Raw genomic sequence first — 19,871 nt, forward strand, 5'->3', positions numbered from 1 at the left:
GACCAGGCGTGTCACCGCCGAGCTCGGCGCGTGGTGGCCGGGCGGCGAGGTGCCGGTTGGCGGTCGCCGCGCTGCGGTGTGGTGACTCCCGCCGTTTGCTGGCGGTCCCAGGGCAGCAGCTGCTTCGAGCTGCTCCGGTCGGCCAGGCGGAGGGACTGGGCCGAGGTGAGCCACTCCTCCGCGGGTTCGGCGATCTCCAGCAGCAGGGCCTCGAACTCCGAGCGGGTCGTCTCCAGGATGTGCGGGGCGGCCAGCCAGCGCAGGACCTTCCGCCCGGTCACCGCCATCCGCTGGCGGGGCGAGGAGACCAGCTGCTCGCCGAAGTAGCGGACCAGCACCTCGTCCATCACGTCCCACGCGTTGGCCGCGCCGAACAGGTCCTTCACGTCCTCGGCGTCGAGGATGCGGAAGCACTCGTCCAGCAGCTGCATGACCTCCACCCGCAGCACGTTCAGGTGGCCGTAGGAGGTGAACTTCAGGTTGTTGCGCAGGTCCAGCCCGCTGCGCCGGACCACCGCCATGCTGCCGAAGGACGGGTCGTGCGCGCGCTCCCGGATCACGTCGGAGACCCGCTTGTCCCGCCAGAACAGCGCGGTCTGGTTGTTGAACTGGGTGAACAGCCGGTGGAAGTCGGTGTTCGGCCGCGAGTTCCCCGATCCCAGGCCGCGGCCGTAGCCGAGCACTCGGCGGTAGGCGCTGATCCGGTCGCGCTTGGTGTAGCGCAGCACGTCCCGCCGGTCGAAGCGGTACAGCCCGAACGCGCCCTCACCGTCGAACAACCGGATCGCGCCGCGCTCGAAGAGCTCCCGGAGCTTCTGCACCACGCGGAACATGCCCATCCGCTCGTGCTGGTACAGGTAGTACACGTCGGCCACCGCGATGAGGCGCTCGGAGGCGATGGTCTCGTCGTAGTTCTCGATGCCGTGCGGCATGCGGGTCGCGCCGACGTCGCTGGCCGCCTCGCCGCCGATGCCGACCAGCTGGGCCAGCCCGCCGTCGGGTGGTCGCGGCTGGCTCTGGTCCTCGGTCTCGACGGCGAAGAGCATGTCGTCGATCTGCTTCAGCAGCGCCTCGCCGACCTGCGGGTTGCTGCCGAGCTCGTTCGACAGGTTGCCCGCGACCTCGCGGCGCAGCGCGGCGACCCGGTCGAACAGTTCCCGGTACTGCTTTTCGGTGGCCATCATTCCTCCGTGCGGGGCGCGGGCGGACCGCTATTCCGGCCGCGGGGCGGGCTTGGGCTCGGGACGCGGTTTGCGGGTCCGCGGCTTGGCCGCGGAGACGGTCTGCTCCGCCGCACCTGGAGCCGCGCCCGACGTCGGTGCCGGGCCGGGAGTGGTTCCCGTTGCCGCTCCGGGCGTACCTGACCTCGGTGCTGCGCCGAGCGGTGGTGCAGCCGCCGCTCCGGCGTCCGGCGGTGGTGGACCGGGCGGGTCCTCGGGCTTCGCGCCGTGCCGGATCGGCCGGGCCACCCGCACGATCTCCTGCAGGTGGTCGTGCAGCTCGTCGACGGCGCGCTGCACCCGGGAGCTGAAGAACCCGGCCGGGAGCGTGGCGCGGTAGTTGCCCGCCACGTCCTCGGTGCCGCCGTCGGTGCGCCGCGGCAGGTGCCCGACGATCCGCTCCAACCGCACCGCGACCTGGAGGAACGCGCTGTCCACCCCGTCCTTGCCCGCGGATTCGATCAGCGTGCGGCCTTCGAAGCAGGCGAAGTCGTGCACCCAGCGCAGCAGGCCGCCCAGCGCCATCGACCCGCCATCGGGGTCGGGAATCCGCAGGACCTCCCGGTCACCGCGGTGGATCCGCACCGAGCTCAGCTCCGCGACCAGCTCCTCGACCTGCACCGCGGTCGCCGACAGCAGCTGGGACAGCGCCACCACGGCCGGCCCGAAGAACGGCGCCTGGCCGGTCTCCGGCTGCGCGAACGGGTCGATGCGGTCGCGGGAGTCCAGCCAGCCCCGGTACAGCGAGAGCACCCAGTCGACCAGGGTGATGAACGAGGTCTGGACGCGCTCTTCCTCTATGGTGTTGACCTGCCCGCCGACCAGCCCGAACTCATCGCGCAACTCGCCGAGGTGGCCGCGCACCCGGTCGGCGTCCACGGCCGCCGACGGGCTCCCGAGCAGCAGCAGGAAGAGCTGGTCGATGCGCGGCACGCGGAGCAGCGCGGACTCCAGCTCCTTGCGGATCTCCTCCAGACCGTGCCGGACCAGGCTGCGGAAGCCCTCGCCGTTCTCCGGATCCGCACCCGGTCGCAGCGGTCGCAGCGAGTCCAGCAGCTCGGTCGCGTCCTTGATCGCGCTGCGCGCGCGGGCGGCCAGCGACGCCTGCCCACCCGTGACCGCGCCCAGGTCGGCCTGCACCGCGTAACCGCGCGGCGTCCACCGCGCTTCGGTGTGCCCCTCGACGCGCTTGAGCTCGAAGCTGCCGGTCAGCGCGGAGGTGAAGCCCTTGGTGTCGCCCTCGCGCCACTTCCAGCCGAGCACGTCGCTGATCGCCTTGTTCGCCAGCTTCCCCGGGTCCCACCACGGCGGGCAGGGTGGTTCGTGCCGGTGGACCAGCGGGTACGCGCTGTCCACGTCCTGGGCCGGGGGGAGCGCGGCGCCCCTGTCGTCGTTGATGCTCATCGCCTGCCCTCGCCGCCTTCCTCGATGCCGAACCGCAGCGCGAGTTCGGCGGTTTCGCGCCAACATCGCAGCATGGTGTTCTCCGTGCTGCGCAACGAATCCACGCATCCGTCCACACCGGACCGGATGCTGCGGGCCCAGCCGAGCCACTCCGGTCCGCGCCCCTGCACGGCCCGCGCCAGCTCGTTGGCCGCGTGGTGGCACCGGAACTCGTCGTCCAGCCGCCGCTGGGTGCGCAGCAGGGCCAGCGCGGTGGTGTGCAAGGCGTCGGCCTCCGGCCGCCCGCGCACCGCGCGCAGCGCCGGCTGGAGTTCCGCGGTGCCGTCGGTGACCACCTCGGCGAGCCGGTCGGACACCGCCGGGCGCTCACCGCCCGGGCGGTCCTCGACCACGCTCACCTCCAGTGCGCGCCACGCGGCCGCCAGCTGCCGGATCTTCCGCGCCAGCACCGGGAATTCGCCGCGCAAGGTCATCGGGCCCGCCTCCCCAGCTCCTCCACGAAGAACCGCGCCAACCGCTTCGGCGGTGCCATCCGGTTCTCCAGCGCGTGCCGGACCGCCCCGATCAGGAACCGCTCCGGCACGACGCCGGGCGCCACGCCGTCGGCCAGCCGCTCGGCGGCCTCCTCCACCATCCGCTGTTCCTTGGGCTCGAACCGCAGGACCCGCGCCAGCTTCCGATCGCCCAGCGACGGGTACGAGGTGAAGCACATCGCCCGCACCACGGCGGGGATCGCCTTGTCCGCCGTGGCCAGCAGCTCCGGCGGTGCACCGATGAGCTTCGGCCGCGGGTACATCGCGTGCCACGCGCGTTCGTGCTGCTCGGCGCGGCGTGGAAAGCCCATCCGCCGCAGCAGCTCGACGGAGAGCTTCCCGCGCACGTAGGACGACGGGTGCGGGTCGGCCGGGCGGAACTTCGCCGCGGCGCGCGGATCGCGGGCGATCACGTCGAACAGCGAGCCCACGACCATCGGCCCGCCCAGCAGCAGCCCGGCCAGGTCGGCGAAGGTCTCCCGGTTCCACCGCACCCACTGCGAGACGATCGCGGGCGGCAGCCCGAGCTCGGTGAGCCTGGCCGCGACCTGCATCGGAACCGCTCTGGCCAGCCCCAGATCGTTCTGCAGGTTGTGGCTGACCTCGTGCAGCACGGCACCGAGCGTCCACGGGTTGATCAGCCGGTGGAACGGCAGCTGGATCAGCGGGAACGGGTTGATCCGGTGGCTCAGCCGCTGCAGCGGGATGCCGCGGCGCGAGGTGGCCGGCCCGTGGCTGGGTTCCAGGTAGCAGAACGGTGGTGGGGTCGGGATCGAGCGCCACCGCCCGATCCCCAGGTAGGCGTACTGGTAGCAGTCGAGCGCAATCCGGTCCGCGGCGACCAGCCACGGCGCGAACGAGCTCTGCCGCTGGGTGAACAGCTCCAGGTAGAAGTCCCACAACCGCTCGGTGTCGCGCACCCGACGGTACGCCCGGGACTTCGCCCGCAGCACGCTCTGCAGGCGCTGGGAGTTCGGCAGCCGGGCGGCCTGCTCGGCGACGCGGCGCAGCTCGCGGGTGGCTTCGTGCAGCGGTTCCCGGAGCCCGGCCATGGTTTCGTTGACCGCGACGAGGTGCGCCCGGCTGGGGCCGGTGGCGGGATCGCCGAACTCCGTCCAGCTGAACGGCCGGAGCGCGGCGAGGTGGCGTTCGCTGCTGGTGGCCTGAGTGCGCACCCAGGTCGCCAGCAGGTGCGCGGTCGCGCGGTCCATCGGCTGGGTCGGCCGGGAGCGCGCCGCGGCCGACCGCAGCTCAGCGGCGGCGGCCACGGCCTCTGCTCCGGCGGCGGGCCTTCGGACGTCCCCTGGCCGCGCGGGCCTTGCGCATCTGCGCGGCGCGGCGGGCTTGGACGGCGCGGCGGTTCTTCGGCGGTGCGGAACGCGGCCGCTTGGTGGGGCGGCGTCCGCGCACGGCCTTGCTGCGGCCGACCGCCTTGGCGGTGTGCCCGGCCAGCGAGCGCGCGATGTGCTTGCCGGAGACCTTCTGGCCTCGCGCGACGCGGCGGCCCATGTCCCGCGCTGTGCGGCCGGCGATCTTGGGCACCTGGCGGACCGCGCGACGGGCCGTCCGGCTGCGCCACAACCTCTTGCCGACCTTCTTGACGCCCTTGATGATCTTCGGGGCGAACTTCTTGGCCAGCGGCAGGGCCTTGGGCGCCATCTTGATCGCCAGCGGCGCCAGCGCGCCGAGCAAGCCCTCCACCTCGGCCTCGGATTCGGCGCGTTCGGCTTCGAAGGCGAGCTTGGCCATGGTCTCGGCATCGGGGTAGAGGCGGCGGACCGGGTTGGCGAAGGACTCGTACTCGTCCTCGAACTCCGCCTCCAGCTCGCGGACCAGCTGCTCGAACTCCGCCTCCAGCTCGTCCTCGTCCTCGTCCTCATCTTCGAATTCGTCCTCGAACTCGAGCTCGTCCTCCAGCTCCTGGACCAGCCCTTCCAGCTCGTCCTCGAGTTCGTCTTCGAATTCGTCCTCGAACTCGTCCTCGTCCTCCAGCTCGTCCTCGAGCTCCTGGGCGAAGTCCTCGAATTCGTCCTCGAATTCGTCTTCCAGCTCGTCCTCGAGCTCGCGGGCCAGCTCGTCCTCCAGCTCGCCGTCGACCGCTCGGTAGCGACTCATGGTGGCTCCTCCTGTCCTGCGCCGCGGCCGGCGGAACTTGCGGCCGGTCGTCGGTGAGCGCGTGGGGTCAGTCCAGTTCAAGAGGGCATTCGGGTGGTAGTCACACGTTTTGACGTCGTTATTGGGAATTAGTCAGGGCGCGTGTCACACGAATCGACGATGCGCATTCGGACGATGTTGGATTTGCTGGTACCGACCGCGGCGAACGCCGCACCGGCCTGCCGTGGGGACGCGGGCCACGGCGTCGATCCGCCGCCCGGACTGGTTGCTGGGGAGGCCGGTGGCATGGTGAGAGAAGCGACTGCGACGACGGTTCCGCGGGTGGACCGGCCAACGCCGGAGCCCGCGTGGCACACCGCCGACCTGCAGGCGGACGAGCTGGTCCAGCACCTGGTCCGGGCGCTGGTGCGCCGGGTCGGCGAGATAGCCGGGCCGAACACGGGAACGCGCAGACCGCTGCTGGACATCACCGACCTCGGCGTGCGCTGCCTGCTCGTCCCGGTCGCGCCGAAGGTCGACGAACTGCTCAGCCCGCGGGAGCGGGAGATCGCGCGGATGGTCGGGCTGGGCTACACCAACCGCGCCATGGCCGCGGTCCTGGAGATCAGCCTCTACACGGTTTCGGCGCACATGCGGCGCATCTTCACCAAGCTCGGCGTCGGATCGCGCGCGGCGATGGTGGCCGCGCTGTCGGACAATCCGGACCTCTACACCGCGGATTGAGGGCTGCCCGGCGGAATCCGGATGCTCCGAACGCGCCGTCCGGAGCGACCACCGGTCACTAGCCTCGTGAACGCCAACGGCTCACACGAGGAGATCTGGTGCGCAGAATTCCGTTGTACGCGGCAGCATCCGCCGCGCTAGTGCTGTCCACCCTGACCGGCGCGCAACCCGCGCTGGCCGGTGGCTCCGACCTCGCCTGGGAACCCTGCGGCGAGCAGCAGGGCGAGTGCACGTCGGTGGAAGTCCCGCTCGACTGGCAGGACCCGGACGGGACGAAGATCGAGATCGCCATCGGGCGATTACCCGCGACCGAGCCGGAGAACCGCATCGGCGTGCTGTTCGCCGCGCCGGGCGGGCCGGGTGCCTCGGGCATCGACATGTACGTCAACAGCCCCGACGCGCTGTCCGTCGGCGAGCTGCGCAAGCGCTTCGACATCGTCAGCTGGGACCAGCGCGGCGTCGTGCGCAGCAGCGAGGTGCGGTGCAGCGCCGAGCTGCTGAAGCAGAAGCCCAGCAGCTTCCCCGAATCCGAGCAGGAGTACCAGGACCTGCTGGACTACAACGCGAAGCTGGGCGAGGACTGCGAGCAGAACAGCCCGGCCTTCGGCCTCGTCGACACCGTCAGCGCGGTGCGCGATCTCGACGCGATCCGCGCGGCGCTGGGCGAGGAGCAGCTGAACTTCTACGGCGCGTCCTACGGGACGCAGGTGGGGCAGCAGTACGCGGAGCTGTTCCCGGACCGGGTGCGCGCGATGGTGCTCGACTCGAACATGGACCACAGCATGAGCTCGGGTGGCGACTACATCGCGACGACCACCGAGGACCAGGAGGGCGCGTTCAACGCCTTCGCGGACTGGTGCGAGCGCACGCAGAACTGCGCGCTGCACGGCTCTGACGTCCGCGCGCTGTGGGCCGACCTGCACGGGAAGGCCGAAGCCGGGACGCTGACCGACCCGGTGACCGGCAAGCCGCTGAGCGCGGAGTTCCTCCGCCGCGAGCTCAAGGCCGCGATGTACGCGCCGGAGGAGCGGTGGTTCCCGCTGGCGGAGCGGTTCCAGGCGCTGGCCGGCGGCGGCCCGGCGATCGCCGCGCAGGCCGCGCCGGTGGAGCTGGCGCAGAACTCCTACCAGGCGATCTGGTGCGACGACTGGCGCTGGGACGTCGGGAACTTCGCCGAGCTGCAGAGCTACCGGGACCGCGCGGAGCAGCTCGCACCGCAGACGAAGCTCTCCCCGTTCTGGAGCGATGTCGCGACGTGCCTGAACTGGCCGGGCGAGGTCAGCAACCCGCAGCACCGGCCGGAGATCGCCGGAACGCCGCCGATCCTGCTGGTCACGGCCCGCTACGACGTGGCGACGCCGAACGCCTGGAACCGGACGGTGGCGGACCAGATCGAGAACTCGGTCCTGCTGCACTACGACGGCGTCGGTCACGGGCAGTACTACCACAGCCCCTGCGTCACCGACTACGTCGACGACTACGTGACGACGTTGCGAACACCGGCCCCCGACACCCACTGCGAAGCGGTCTGGCCGACCCAACCGGCAGGCTGACGGGAAGGCCGTCCGCGGAGCGCGCGGCTTCCCGGTTCCGGGAAATTCGCGGCTTCGCGGACGGCCAGGCGCGGCGCCCGGCGGTTCGGATGGCGATTTCGCGCGAAAACGGCGATGGCCAGGCGTGGAAGCGTTCGATTTCGCGCGAAATCGCCAACATCACCCTCCGACGTTCCGGGTGCGGCCTCCCGGCCCCGGGGAGCAACGACAGCTCCTTCGGCAGAATCGGGGAGGCTGGGCGGTCCGAGGAGTGCGATCTGGAGGTTCGAGTGGTTCAACTACCGCAGTCGTTGCTGTGGGATCACAACGCGCACTACCACTCGTGGCTGCTGCGGAAGTTGCCGCAGCGGAGCGCGCGGGCGCTCGACGTCGGCTGCGGCACCGGCGCGTTCGCGCGGGAGCTCGCGGAGCGGGCGGAGCACGTCGATGCGGTGGACGTCTCGCCGGAGATGATCGAGCGCGCCAGCGGTGCGCCGGCGAGCAACGTCAGGTGGCTGTGCGGCGACCTGCTGGATCTCTCGCTGGACGCGTCGGGATACGACGCGGTGACGGCGATCTCCAGCCTGCACCACATGCCGCTGCGTCCGGCGCTGCGCCGCCTGGCCGAGCTGGTGAGACCGGGCGGAACCCTCGCTGTCGTCGGCCACTACCGCAAGCAGACACCGACGGACTTCGCCCTGGACGCGGTGACCCTCCCGGCCAACGCGGCGGTCGGCGCCTACAAGGCGGCCCGTGGCCGCGCGGGCAAGCCCCACGACGAAGGCATGCCGGTCAAGGACCCGGCGAACACGCTCCTGGAAATCCGCACCGCAGCGGCGGAAATCCTCCCCGGAGCAGTGGTCCACCGCCGCCTCTTCTGGCGCTACACGCTCCTGTGGCGCAACACCCACCACTGATCGCCAGGTGGAGCGGCCGTCTTGGCAGGTGATGGCCCGTGAGTGCTTTGGGGCGCTATAGCACCCCAAAGCACTCACGCCGCCTGAACTGCGGAGACGCAACCTCAGGAGTCCCGCCGCAGAGCGGACAGGAACCCGCCCCACTGCGAGCGGCTGAACACGAGCGCGCCGCCAGCGCGGTCCTTGGTGTCGCGGACTCCGACCACGTCAGGGGTGACGGCGACCTCGACGCAGTAGGAGTTGTCGGAGCTTCGCGTGGACTTCCGCCACTTCGCTTCGTCCAGCGCACTGGGGAAGACGTCGTTCATGTTTTCGACTGTAGTCGGAAGTCAGCTGAGGCTGAACCCTTGTTTGATCAGAGCAAACGAGTCTTCCCTGCTCAGTGCGCTGGTCGTTGCTTCGGCATGTGCGAGGCCGTATTCGCGCGTGGTCAAGGGATCCATGGTGAGCTGTGTCGACGTCACGGTCTCCTGCCAGAGCAGCGTTGGAAGCCGACCGCTTGGGAACGTCATCAAGTGGAAGCCGGATCCGCCCATCGCTGGATGTCCAGTCGCTTCGAACGGAACGATGCGGACGTCGAGGTGATCGGGGTTCTGCTCGATTAGGTCTGCGAGGTGCTTGAGCTGAGCGAGATGCACTTCCTTGCCGCCGATCTGTTGCCGAACAGCTGCTTCGCTCATGACGGCCATGATCTGGAGCGGTTCATCTCCGGCTAGGCGCTTCTGCCGGGCGAGGCGGCATTGGACGCGGCGATCCACCTCGGCGAGCCGCAAGTTCGGTGCACCTGACTCGATGATTGCCCGTGCGTAGTCCTCAGTCTGCAGAAGGCCGTGGAGGAGGTCGTTTCCGTAGATACGCAGGCTTTCCGCGCCGTGCTCGAATCCGAAGAAGCGGAGCAGGTCTTCGCTGAACAGCGCTGAGTACTTCGTCCACCAGCCTCGATGGGTGGCCTGCTCGCGAAGGAAGCGTAGTTCATCGGCTTCTTCGGCGTCGAACTCGTAGATACCGATGAGCTTCTCCAGCCGGTCTGCCGCAAGGTTCTTCTTGCCGTGCTCGACGTCGGACAGGTACGCGGCGGCGATGCCGAGCTGTTTGGCGGCTGTCGCGGCGCTGAGGCCTAGTGCGCCTCGCTTCTCGCGAATCCGCAGGCCGACATCCCATGCTGCGACGGTGGGAGAAACCGGTGCCACAGTGCCCCTCCTGAGTGATCGGTACGCACAAGACTCGAACTCGTTAGGTGGACATAGGTGGTCATCCATAGGTAATTACCTTCGGATGCTCTACCTTGATCTCAGGCGGTAACGATAGCAACACGTGCTGTTGCCGTCCGGCGGTGGTCCTGGTCGCCCCCTCCCCGACCGCGGGCCCGGACCACCGCCTTCCCCTCTTCGATTTCCCTTGGGAGGCAACGTGTCCGACTTGTTCCAGCCGCAGGGGCTGATCGCGTACTGGCGTCCCGCCGAAGGCCTCCGGCACGGCTTGGAGCCCGATGCGCCGCCGCAGGCGGGTCAGGAGCGGAACACCTTGTGCGAGCGGAGCATCACGATCGGTTCGCCGAACGAGCTCGACTGGCTCGCACCCACTTGCGAAACCTGTTGGGCGGAAGCCTGTTCCCGCCGCGATGCGGCAGCCAGGAGGGCCCGATGACCTTCCTCGACGTCGCGCTGGCCCCGAACACCTACTTCACCATCTTCGTCGTTTCCGCAGCAGTGCTGGGAATCCTCGCGCTGACCCCGATCCGCGGCGGCAACGGCCAGCACGCGGGAGCAGGCCCAGGCACGGTCATGGTCTGGCAGCTCCGGGAAGCCCTAGCCGCCGAGCCGAAGCCCAGACCCGCAGTTCCAGCGAAGGCCGAGGTCGAGTCCTCCGCTGAAGCTGCGCTTCGAAGCATGCTGCTGGAGGAGATCCGGTGGCCGGAACAGCCGGTGGCGGAGTACGTGGGCCGCCACCGGCTGCGCTGGGACATCGACGAGCACCCGCCGTGCCCCGTCGACCTCCGGCTCAGTCCAGGTTTCGCCTGGTCAGAGGCCGTGAGCGGTTTGGGGTGCCATAGCGCCCCGAACCGCTCACGGGTCAGTGGCGGAACGGGCCGGTGATCTCGTAGGTGATGCCGCCGGAGGACTCGCCCGAGGTGCCGCGCTGGGAGGAGAAGTAGAAGCGGTCGCCCGCCGGGTTGAACGCCGGGCCGCACAGCTCCGATCCGTCCTGGTCGTTCACCCGCACCACCGGAGCCACCACGTCGTCCGGTGTGATGATGCAGACCTCCATGTTGCCGCCGTCCTCGGCCACGTAGAGGTCGCCGAAGTCGCTGCTGGTGATGTTGTCCACGCCGCTCAGATCACCGCCGCCGTCGTAGGCCAGCTCGAAGGTGTCGTCGGCGGCGTTGAACTGCCACACCCGGTCGTCGCCCTTGGTGGTGAACCAGCAGCGGTCGTTGGCGTAGTGGCAGCCTTCGCCGCCGTCGAAGTGCTTGGCCTCGGAGACCTGCTCGCGAGTCGGGGTGTCGCCGTCGGAGGGCAGCGGTTCGGGCACCTCCACCCAGGTGGCCTTGCCCGAGGTCTCCGACCCGGCGACCAGGACCTCCAGCAGACCGCCCGCGCCGAGGTCGCCCCAGTTGTTCGGCCGGAAACGGTAGAAGCAGCCGTCGGGCTCGTCCTCGGTCAGGTAGATGACCTTGCGCACCGGGTCGCACGCGGCGGCCTCGTGGTTGAACTTGCCCATGGCGTCCCGGCGCACGGCCTCGTTGCGCCCCCACGGGTCGGTCTCGAAGACGTACCCGTAACCGACCTCCTCGCAGGACAACCAGGTGTCCCAAGGAGTTTTGCCGCCAGCGCAGTTGCGCCGGGTGTCGTCCAGGATCCGGTAGGCGTCGGCGATGTTCCCACCGGCGTCGAACCGGACCGCCCCGACCCCGCCACCGGGCTCGATCTCGGAGTTGGACACGTAGATCCAGCCGTCCCCGTCGGCGAAGCAAGCCCCGCCGTCAGGAGCGTCGTGCCAGGTGTAGGAAGTGCCCTCGACCTGATCCCCGGACCGAGCGATGATCCGGCTGGTGAAGCCCTCCGGCAGTTCCAGCCCGTTCCCGTCGGCAGGCAGCAGCGGCCCGTACGGCCCCTCGGCCAGCCGGTTCGGCGCGGACACAGCAGCCCCGGTCCACAACCCGCCGGAAAAGGCGGCAACCCCACCACCGACCACGGCAGCCCGGAGAAAAGAACGACGCCGCACAACGACTCCTCTCAGTCCGTCGGCGGCGGAACCCCATCCTCCCGGGTAGCTCGCACCAAGCGGCACCTCCGAACGGTCGAATCACCCGCACGGCGGGTCAGTGCTCGCTCCTGGTGGGAGCATGCTGAGCTCTTGGTCGGTGAACTTCCGACCGGACAGCTCGCACAGGTGCGCGAACCACTCCTCGGGATCCAGCGGGACAGGCTTCTGCTGCCGCGGACCCGGCTTGATGACGAACGAGTCACCTTCGAGCGTGGCCCCGTCGACATTGGGTTGGAGCGGCGTCTCGCTGGTGATCGAGCGCTGTTCTCGCCAGTTCCAGACGCCGACCACGCCACCGGAGCTGGTGAACAGGTAGGGGCCGGACAACCCGATCACCTCGTCCAGCTCGGCGTTGACCTCCGCTTCCACCTTCAGAGAATTCAGGTTGATAACGCTCATCGGCGGCGAGTGCTCCCCGACGACGGCGTACGCGCCGTCTGCCGAAACCGCTGGTGGGGAAGCCTGCACCTCCCCTTGAGGGAGCTGAAGCTCTCCCAAGGGCTTGCGCGCGCGGAGATCCCAGATCGTCAAGCGGCCCTCGGAGGTAAGGAGTACCTGTTCCGGATAGCCTGGCCGACCCGTCAGAACAGCAGTTTCCGGGAGGAAACCGCGTGGACCGGACTTCGCCAGGACGATCGGTGGCGCAATCTGCATCCCGGTGGTGGGATTCCAGAACGACAGCATTCCCCAGGCGCTGATCACCAGTTCACCTCCGGGACCTCGGACCAGCGACACCTGGTGGGCATCGCCTAGTTCGGAGACGTCATGCCCGGGCGGGACGGGGAGCTGGAGTTCGTGATCCAGGACCAGGTCCTCGGCGCGGTAGACGTACAACTTGGGCCCGTTCGCCAACACGATCCGGTCCCCGGTGACATCGAACAACACCTTGAAGTTGCTGTACCAGTTCGCGGCTGGCACAGGAACAATCGTCGAGGCAAGAACGGCACCGGATTCGTCCAGCAGGGCGAGTTCAGGGCCTGCACCGTCGCCGGTTTTGCTGATCGCAGCCCAGGAACTCTTGTCCGGCGCGGGAGTGAACTGGTCGTAGTGGCCTAGGTCTCCGAGTGCGGTATCCACGTTTCGGACCGTCATTGCCTCACTGTTGTCCTCGATGGTGGTCAGGCTTCGGCCGTCTCGCGGTATCAGCACCACACCCGTCTCGGAATTAATGGACTTCTCGATGAAACCCCTTTGCCAGGTTGCCCAGTTGATGACCTGGTAGTACTGGTCGGCGAACCCGTCGGGATTCGTGCCGGACAACATGAGGTATTGCCCGGACACGTCGGTGCCGAGGGGGGCCGCGCACGGTTCGCCGGGGAGGCTGCCGGTGGTTCGGCCGGTGAGCGGATCAACGCCTCGCAAACCGGTGGCATCGCACTGGATCAGGAGCGTTCCGCCCCCGACGAGCTTGTTGATGCCCGGATAGCTACGGATGATCTCACCACTGGCTCGATCCCGGACCACGACGTCCGACTTGTACGAGCCGTCCGGGAGTGCGCGGTTCTCCTCGGTGATCAGCGATCTTCCGTCAGGTGATGGGAAGAAATCCGTGAAGTTTCCCGAACCGGGCGCGCCTTCGTACGCCACCCGGCTGGGGAGTTCGCGCATATCAACCAGGTCCCAAACTCGGACCGGCTGAGAGGCGTCGGCCGTGATGATGCCCAGGAAGCGTCCGTTCCAGCTGAAGCGGACGGCATCGACCTTTTCCCGCGGGACCAGCTCGATCGGCTTGTCCGGGTCGGCGAGCTCTAGCAGGCGCAGTCCGGTGCCCTCGTCCATGGTGTCCACCGCGAGGAAGCGACCGTCCGGGCTCAGCGTTGTCGAGGCGGGTGGTGAGATGGCCGGATCGATCGGAAGTTCGCGTTTCCGCGGATTCGGCCCGTGCACGTCCCACAGCGCCACCGGTTTTTGCGACCGGTCGACGGGGTAGACGACCAGAACGCGGCCGTCGGCACTCGAACGAATCGACCAGAAGCCGGCGCTCGGCAGCATTTCGGGCGGAACGACTCGATCCACGCCCTGCCAGAACAGGCGCTGCCGGAACAACGCCCCGTAAGCCTCGGGACTGTCGGATTTCTCGTGATAGGCGGCCAAGGCGAGTTGCAGTCCTTGCCGCGGATCAATCGCGGCAGCGCGTTCGGACGCTTGCGCGAGCTGGGCGGCGTTGGCAGTGCGCAGCTGGTCGCTGATCTGCGCGGCGTAGCGGGTAACGACACCGGTCAGCAGCAGTGCGACAAGCGCCAGCGCGACCGACACAGCGGTGATGGTGCGCCAGCGGCGTTGGGTTCGGCGGTGCGCTGCTTCGCCTTCTTGGATGTACTCGCGGAGCTGTTTGGGGATGTCGCGGCGCGGCCCCGCCGCCCAGGAGGATGCTTCGGCCAGCAGTGCTCCGGTGAGCTGGGCTCCGGAGCTCTTGAGGTCGTGGAGCTTCGTCTGCCAGGCGAGGAAGTCGGCGTCCTCGGCGAGCCATTTCCGAAGCCTCGGCCAGTGGTCGATCAGGGCTTGGTGGGGCAGCTCGACCCGGCCGTCGTGCACGACCACCAGCCGCTCCTTGGCGAACTCCAGCGCGAGATCCTGGAGCTCGAACTCCAGGTCCGCGAGGTTCGCGCTGCGCCGGACGTGGCCGGTTCCGCCGTCGGGGCGGGTGAGCCCGGTGAGCAGCCGCCGGGCTTGACGGATCCCATCGGTTCCCAGCATGGAGAGAACGTCGTCAGCGCGTTTGCCGAGCGCGCCCGAGACCCGGCCCAGCTGCTGGTAGGCCTCGTGGGTGAGCCACACGCCCTGCTTGTCCTTGCAGAGCTGGTCGAGCACGGCGGAGAGCAGCGAGAGCTGCCCGGGCGGGCAGTCGTGCACGATCGCCTCCGGCAGCCCGGCCTCGAACGCAAGACCCGCGCGTTCCGCCGGTAACTCGATCGCTTCGCGGAGCTTGTCCGGGCGCATCGGTTTGAGCAGCCAGACAGCCTCTCCGAGCTGCTGTGCGGTGTCCGGCGTGATCAGGTCGTCCAGCGACTGGGACCGCAGCGTGAGCACGACCCGCAGTGGGTGCTCGGCGATGTGCTGGATGATCTGCTCCAGCTTCGCCTGCGCGGCCGCGCGGTCCGCGACGACCTCCTCCTCGAACTGGTCGAGGAAAAGCACCCCGCTGGTCGGGATCGGATCGCCTTCGCCGAGCTCGGTGACAGCGGTCCCGGCCTGCTTGAGACGGGGGATCAGCCCGGCGCGCACGAGCGAGGACTTCCCGCTGCCGGACGGCCCGGAGATGGCGACCATGCTCTGCTTGCCCAGCTTCTTCAGCAATTCGGCGACATCGTCGTCCCTTCCGTAGAAGCGGTCGGCGTCGGATTCCCGTAACGGGTCGAGCCCGCGGTAGGGGTTGCGGTCGGAGTCCACCCACTCGCGGAACGCTGAGATCGACAGCAGGTGTGCGGTGGTCTCGTTGCTGCCGGACCTGGTGACGACCATCCCGACGACGCCGCCCAGCTCCCGGTCCCACACCGGGGCCCCGCTGAATCCGGGCGCGATCTGCTCGTGGTCCGGGTCGACGGCCATCTGGACGCGGCCCGCGCCCTGCACCCCGGCCAGCGTGCCGGACACCCAGACGCCGTCGGGCTCGGCGGCGGTGAAGCCCATGACGCGGAACCGGTGGCCGAGCACGTCGAGGTCGAGCCGGACCGGTGCGGGCCGGACGCCGCTGGGTGCGGATTCCATCCGCAGCACGGCGATGTCCTTGGCCTCGTCGAGCTTGTCCACCACCACCGCGACGCCGCTCGTGCCCAGCAGCGGGAAGTCGGCACTGATGTCGTCGGCACCCGCCACGACGTGCGCGCAGGTGGCGATGCGGTCGCCCGGCAGCACGAATCCGGTGCCGAGCAGCCGCCCTCCGGCGGTGAGCCGGGCCAGCGATGCGGCGAGCGGCTCCGACGCGGTCAGATCGGGTGAGTCCGGCACGTCGCCCCTCCTCACCGGCACGGCCGTTCGGTGCTCGCGCCGAGTGGCAGGCTCTTCTTCTCCAGCTCGGTGAACTCCCGGTCCGAGATCCGGCACAGGTCCCGGAACATCTCCGCACCGCCGAGCGGCATCGGGGCCCAACCGCCCGGGGTGTCGGAGGCGACGAACGCGTCGCCCACCACGGCGTTCTCCTCACCTCTGAACCGGTCGACGGCCAGCACCCGCCGCTGACCGGCGATGTCCCACACCTCCAGCGCCTCGCTGTTGCTGGTGAAGAGGTAGTTGCCGGAAATGCCGTGGATGAAGGAGAAGCTGCCGTTGAGCTCGGTGCGCACCGTCCTGGTGGTCAGGTCGACGAACGAGGCGGTCGCGGTGTCGTTGGTGAGGACCACGGCCGTCGCGCCGTCGGGCGACACGTGCAGATCGTTGTCGTAGGACATGCCAGGTAGTGGGAGCGTCCAGAGCGGCGTCCAGGTGCGGGGGTCCCAGGCCTGGAGTGCTTGGGCGGTCTGGACGAGCAGCTCATCCGGGTGGCCTGGGCGCGCGGTGATGGACGCCTGGTCGAACTTCAGCTGCGGTGCGACCTGCTCGCCGGTCCGCACATCCCAGGACTGCACCACGCCGTCCAGGTTCACCAGCAACCTGTCGCCCGTGATCACCAGCTGCGTGGCGGAATCGCTCAGGTTCCCGGGGACCGGGATCCACATCTCGTGCACCACCGACAAGTCCGAGGTCCGGTGGACGCGCAGCACGCCGTCGGTCAGGACAGCGGCGCGCTCGCCCGACCGGTCGATGGCGATGCCGAGCGGCATTCGCCCGGCCGGGATGCGGGCCAGCTCCGTCCCTCGCTGGTCCTGCACGACGATCGCCCCGTCACCGGCCTCGGGCACTCCGTCGTGGTGGGTGGAGTTCGACGCGTAGGTCACCCACTTCCGGCCGTCGGGGGTCCGGGCGTTCGGGGAGCTGGCGCGGCTGGCCCGCGCTGGTGGATCCTCCTGCACCTCGGTGGACGAGAGCTGCAGATCCGCACCGTTGACCGACAACACCGTCAGCCGGCCGTCCGGTTCGATCCGCAGCACCGGATCGCTGGCGTTCCAGGGCTGCACCGCGGGGTCGCTCGGGATGAATCGCCTCCCGCTGGCGGGGTGGATGATCTCGGTGCCCTCCGCCTTGTCCAGCAGCACGTACTGCCCGCTGACGTCGAGCTTCGTCCCGCACGACGGCGATGCCGGAAACTCCGCGGTGATCACGCCGGTGAGGGCGTCCGCGATCCGCAGCACGCCATTGGCGCAGCCGACGACGTGCGTGCCGTTGCCGACCAGTTCGACGTCGTCGTCGATGCTGAAGTCCGATGTCCTGGTCACCGCTCCGGTCGCCAGGTTCCGGACCACGGGCTGGTACTCGGCTCGCCTGCCGTCGACCGGGCGGTGCTCCGCGGTGATCAGCGATGTCCCGTCATCGGAGGGGAAGGCGGACAGGTAGGAATCCGGCCCCGCGATCGGGAACCGCACGTTGCTCGGGAGTTCCCGGCCACTGCCGAGGTCCCAAGTCCGCATTCGCTTCCACTCGTAGTCGCCCTCGGCGTCGGGCAAGGTGAGGAAACGTCCGTTGGCGCTGAAAGACGGTGTTCCGTAAGGCGCTGCGGTGCCGAGCACTCTCGGCGGTGCGCTCAGGTCGGACAGATCCCGCAGCTGAAGCACGCCGGATTCACCGCTGACGGCCAGGAACCTGCCGTCCGGGCTGAGCGCGTGCGCGGCGGACAGCTCCGGCATCTCGCGGACCACCGGGTCCGGGCCGGTCAGGCCCCGGCCGACGACGAGCCGGGCTTGGAAGTCCCTCGGCTCGACGACCACGACCTGGCCGTCGGCGCTCGACTGGACGCCCCGCACCGGACCGGCCGAAACCGGTGGCAGCAGGCGGTTCACGCCGTTCCACGCGAGGCGCTGCTCGAACAACGCACCGTAGGCGTCGGGGTTTCCGGGCTGCTCGTGCCAGGCCGCCAAGGCCAGCTGCAACGCCTGTGCCGGGCTCCCGAAGCTGAGCTGACCGGCCTGCTGCGCCAGCTGCGCGGAGAGGTTCGCGCGCAGCTGCTCGTCGCGCACGCTGTAGCTGTACCAGGCCACACCGGCCAAGACCACCGCTACCAGGGCGAACGCCGTGACCGCGACGATCACCGCACGCGCGCGGCGTTGACTGCGGCGGATGAACTCCCGCTGCGCTGCCGGGATGTCCTCGGGCCGGTCGCGCAGCCAGTCGGACGCCTTGGCCAGCGGGCCACCGGTGAGCCGGCCACCGGAGTTCCGCAGGTCGTCCAGCTTCGCCCGCCAGTCGAGGAATTCCGCGTCTTCGGCGAGCCAGTTCCGCAGGGTCGGCCAGTGGTCGATGAGCGCCTGGTGGGCCAGGTCGACGCGCTCGTCCTGCACGGTGATCAGGCGTTCGGCGGCCAGCGCGTCGGTGATCTGCGCGAGCTGCGGGTCGAAGTCCGCGAGATCGGCGCTGCGGCGGGCATGGCCGCCTTCGCCGTCGGGGCGGGTGAGCAGCGTGAGCAGCCGCCGGGCAGCGGCGCGCTGGTGGGGGCTGAGCGTCGCGAGCGCTCCGTCGGCCGCGGTGCTGAGCGCACCTGGGAGGCGGCCCAGCTTCTCGTACGCTTCGTGCGTCAGCCAGCCGCCGTGGCGGTGCTGCCAGAGCTGGTCGAGCACCAGGGAGAGCAGCGGCAACGTGCCCTCCTCCGCGTCGTCCAGGATCCTCTGCACCAGGCCGGATTCGAAGGCCAGGCCACCGACCTCGGCTGCCGGGCCCGCCACGGCTGCCGCCAGCTGGTCGCGGGACATCGGTTCGAGGAACCACACCGCGCGGTTGAGCTCCGCAACGGTGTCCCGCGTGATCAGCTCGTCCAGCGAGCGCGAGCGCAGCGTCAGCACCGTCCGGGCCGTCCCGGCGAGCCGGATCACCGCGGCCAGCTTCTCCCGCGCTGCGGCGGGGTCGACCACCACGGTCTCCTCGAACTGGTCCAGCACCAGAACGGTGCCGGGCGCGGGAGATCCGGGTACCTCATCACCGATCTCGAGGTAGACGACGGTCGAGCCGTGCTGCTTGAGCTTCGGGACCAGGCCCGCGCGGACCAGCGAGGACTTGCCGCTGCCGGATGGCCCGGCGACCGCGACGATGTCCCGACGTCGCACCAGGTCGAAGAGCCTGTCGGCGTCGGCGTCCCGGCCGTGGAACAGCTCGGCGTCCTCCTCGCGGAACGACCGCAGGCCGCGGTAGGGGTTGCGGGCCGGAGTCGTCCAGGCGGCGCCGAGCGCGGTGGTCGGCACCAGGTGCGCGGTGGTCCCGCTGCGGGCCGAGACGGTCACCACCATGCCGACCACACCGGCCAGCTCCTCGTCCCAGACCGGGGCGCCGCTGAAGCCCGGCTCGACGTGCCAGTGGTCCGGGTCGACCGCCATCTGGATGCGGCCCGCGCCCTGCGCGCCGAGCAGGCGGCCGGTCACCCAGACGCCGTCCGGCATGTCGCGCGGGAAGCCGAAGGTGCGGAAGCGGTGGTCGCGCACCTCGCCGGAGATGCGGGCCGGGACCGGCAGCGCACCCGGTGGTGGATCGGGCAGCCGCAGGATCGCCACGTCCAGCTCGTCGTCGCGCTCCAGGACCTCCACGGCGTGTCCGTGACTGGGCAGGAGCGGGAAGTCGGCGACGAGCTCGTCATCGAGGACGTGCGCGCAGGTGGCGATCACATCGGGTGCGATCAGGAACCCCGCCCCCAGAACGCTCCGGCCGGCGCGCAACCGGACGAGGGCGGGGTCGAGCGGACCCGCCGCCAGACCGTCCATCAGGACTTGTCGACGCCGTTCCACTCGATGGTGACGTTGAAGTTCGCCTCGCCCGCCGACTTGGCCACCGCGAGGTTCGCCTCGCCGGTCACCTTGATGCCGAACTGGACGTTGACCTTCGACGGCGGCTGCTCCATCGCGCGCAGCTCGCCGAGCACCGCCTCGGCGGCGGAGCGGATGCTGCCCATCGCCTTCTGCACGGTCTCCGACGCCTGCACGACGCGACCGCCGGCACCCACCGGGATCGAACCCCGCTCCTCGACCGACTCGATGAGCAGTTCGCCGCCGTCCTCGAGCGGCATCTTCACCAAAGCCATCGGTAACCCCCAGCCCGCTGCGGATGTGATCGAAGTTACCCGGAGATTGACTGCCGGTGTTGCGG

The 19,871-nt window shown here is 69.6% G+C and carries 16 protein-coding genes; 5 read left to right on the forward strand and 11 right to left on the reverse strand.

What is annotated here, in order from left to right:
- Positions 1-11: 11 nt before the first annotated feature.
- The 5 genes from OU416_RS27125 to OU416_RS27145 are packed head-to-tail and all read right to left on the reverse strand — an operon-like array spanning position 12 to position 5,272.
- On the reverse strand, positions 12-1,181 hold the full coding sequence (locus tag OU416_RS27125; protein WP_270929851.1) for a hypothetical protein: 1,170 nt from the start codon (positions 1,179-1,181) through the stop codon (positions 12-14).
- 30 nt (positions 1,182-1,211) lie between these two features.
- Positions 1,212-2,624, reverse strand: a complete 1,413-nt coding sequence (locus OU416_RS27130; protein WP_270929852.1) for a hypothetical protein — start codon at positions 2,622-2,624, stop codon at positions 1,212-1,214.
- Positions 2,621-3,097, reverse strand: coding sequence for a hypothetical protein (locus tag OU416_RS27135; protein WP_270929853.1), 477 nt, complete (start codon positions 3,095-3,097; stop codon positions 2,621-2,623). Before OU416_RS27135 ends, OU416_RS27130 begins: the two co-directional genes overlap by 4 nt.
- Entirely contained in the window at positions 3,094-4,425 is a 1,332-nt protein-coding gene (locus OU416_RS27140) for a hypothetical protein (RefSeq protein ID WP_270929854.1), read from the reverse strand. The genes OU416_RS27135 and OU416_RS27140 overlap by 4 nt, the downstream gene beginning before the upstream one ends.
- Complete coding sequence (locus OU416_RS27145; RefSeq protein WP_270929855.1) at positions 4,409-5,272, reverse strand: hypothetical protein; 864 nt, start codon at positions 5,270-5,272, stop codon at positions 4,409-4,411. Before OU416_RS27145 ends, OU416_RS27140 begins: the two co-directional genes overlap by 17 nt.
- 321 nt (positions 5,273-5,593) lie before the next feature.
- Between OU416_RS27145 and OU416_RS27150 the strand changes: the two genes are divergently transcribed.
- The 3 genes from OU416_RS27150 to OU416_RS27160 all read left to right on the forward strand — a co-directional run bounded on the left by OU416_RS27150 (position 5,594) and on the right by OU416_RS27160 (position 8,444).
- Positions 5,594-5,995 carry a helix-turn-helix transcriptional regulator gene (locus OU416_RS27150; RefSeq protein WP_270929856.1) on the forward strand — a complete coding sequence of 134 codons (402 nt, stop codon included), beginning with the start codon at positions 5,594-5,596 and terminating at the stop codon, positions 5,993-5,995.
- Positions 5,996-6,093: 98 nt separating this feature from the next.
- A complete protein-coding gene (locus tag OU416_RS27155; protein ID WP_270929857.1) occupies positions 6,094-7,548 on the forward strand; it encodes an alpha/beta hydrolase in 1,455 nt (484 codons plus the stop codon).
- A gap of 269 nt (positions 7,549-7,817) precedes the next feature.
- A complete protein-coding gene (locus OU416_RS27160) occupies positions 7,818-8,444 on the forward strand; it encodes a class I SAM-dependent methyltransferase (RefSeq protein WP_270929858.1) in 627 nt (208 codons plus the stop codon).
- Between the two features lie 104 nt (positions 8,445-8,548).
- On the opposite strand, the gene OU416_RS27165 is transcribed toward OU416_RS27160, so the two are convergent.
- Together OU416_RS27165 and OU416_RS27170 are read right to left on the reverse strand one after the other, a co-directional pair.
- Entirely contained in the window at positions 8,549-8,752 is a 204-nt protein-coding gene (locus tag OU416_RS27165; protein ID WP_270929859.1) for a DUF397 domain-containing protein, read from the reverse strand.
- A 21-nt stretch (positions 8,753-8,773) separates the two neighbouring features.
- Positions 8,774-9,634, reverse strand: coding sequence for a helix-turn-helix domain-containing protein (locus tag OU416_RS27170; protein WP_270929860.1), 861 nt, complete (start codon positions 9,632-9,634; stop codon positions 8,774-8,776).
- 220 nt (positions 9,635-9,854) lie between these two features.
- Here OU416_RS27170 and OU416_RS27175 point away from each other — a divergent pair, with 220 nt between their 5' ends.
- Both OU416_RS27175 and OU416_RS27180 read left to right on the forward strand, forming a co-directional pair.
- A complete protein-coding gene (locus tag OU416_RS27175; RefSeq protein ID WP_270929861.1) occupies positions 9,855-10,091 on the forward strand; it encodes a zinc finger protein in 237 nt (78 codons plus the stop codon).
- The gene (locus OU416_RS27180) at positions 10,088-10,540 is read left to right on the forward strand and encodes a hypothetical protein (RefSeq protein WP_270929862.1); all 453 of its coding nucleotides are present in this window, start codon (positions 10,088-10,090) and stop codon (positions 10,538-10,540) included. Before OU416_RS27175 ends, OU416_RS27180 begins: the two co-directional genes overlap by 4 nt.
- Here OU416_RS27180 and OU416_RS27185 read toward each other — a convergent pair.
- From OU416_RS27185 to OU416_RS27200, 4 genes are all read right to left on the reverse strand, one after another.
- Entirely contained in the window at positions 10,518-11,669 is a 1,152-nt protein-coding gene (locus OU416_RS27185) for an alkaline phosphatase PhoX (protein ID WP_270929863.1), read from the reverse strand. The genes OU416_RS27180 and OU416_RS27185 overlap by 23 nt on opposite strands.
- Before the next feature lie 81 nt (positions 11,670-11,750).
- Positions 11,751-15,755 (reverse strand): nSTAND1 domain-containing NTPase, encoded by a 4,005-nt coding sequence (locus tag OU416_RS27190; protein WP_270929864.1) that lies wholly within the window; start codon positions 15,753-15,755, stop codon positions 11,751-11,753.
- Complete coding sequence (locus tag OU416_RS27195; protein ID WP_270929865.1) at positions 15,671-19,489, reverse strand: nSTAND1 domain-containing NTPase; 3,819 nt, start codon at positions 19,487-19,489, stop codon at positions 15,671-15,673. The genes OU416_RS27190 and OU416_RS27195 overlap by 85 nt, the downstream gene beginning before the upstream one ends.
- Positions 19,489-19,806: a CU044_2847 family protein gene (locus OU416_RS27200; protein WP_270929866.1), complete on the reverse strand. Its 318-nt coding sequence runs from the start codon at positions 19,804-19,806 to the stop codon at positions 19,489-19,491. Before OU416_RS27200 ends, OU416_RS27195 begins: the two co-directional genes overlap by 1 nt.
- Positions 19,807-19,871 lie beyond the last annotated feature (65 nt).

The organism is Saccharopolyspora indica, assembly GCF_027853965.1.
GTDB classification, from domain to species: Bacteria; Actinomycetota; Actinomycetes; order Mycobacteriales; family Pseudonocardiaceae; genus Saccharopolyspora; species Saccharopolyspora indica.

Excerpts from the sequence above, each read along its gene's own strand:
- OU416_RS27125 (WP_270929851.1), bottom strand. The coding sequence starts at position 1,181 with ATGGCCACCGAAAAGCAGTACCGGGAACTGTTCGACCGGGTCGCCGCG.
- OU416_RS27130 (WP_270929852.1), bottom strand. The coding sequence starts at position 2,624 with ATGAGCATCAACGACGACAGGGGCGCCGCGCTCCCCCCGGCCCAGGAC.
- OU416_RS27135 (WP_270929853.1), bottom strand. The coding sequence starts at position 3,097 with ATGACCTTGCGCGGCGAATTCCCGGTGCTGGCGCGGAAGATCCGGCAG.
- OU416_RS27145 (WP_270929855.1), bottom strand. The coding sequence starts at position 5,272 with ATGAGTCGCTACCGAGCGGTCGACGGCGAGCTGGAGGACGAGCTGGCC.
- OU416_RS27165 (WP_270929859.1), bottom strand. The coding sequence starts at position 8,752 with ATGAACGACGTCTTCCCCAGTGCGCTGGACGAAGCGAAGTGGCGGAAG.
- OU416_RS27180 (WP_270929862.1), top strand. The coding sequence starts at position 10,088 with ATGACCTTCCTCGACGTCGCGCTGGCCCCGAACACCTACTTCACCATC.
- OU416_RS27195 (WP_270929865.1), bottom strand. The coding sequence starts at position 19,489 with ATGGACGGTCTGGCGGCGGGTCCGCTCGACCCCGCCCTCGTCCGGTTG.
- OU416_RS27200 (WP_270929866.1), bottom strand. The coding sequence starts at position 19,806 with ATGGCTTTGGTGAAGATGCCGCTCGAGGACGGCGGCGAACTGCTCATC.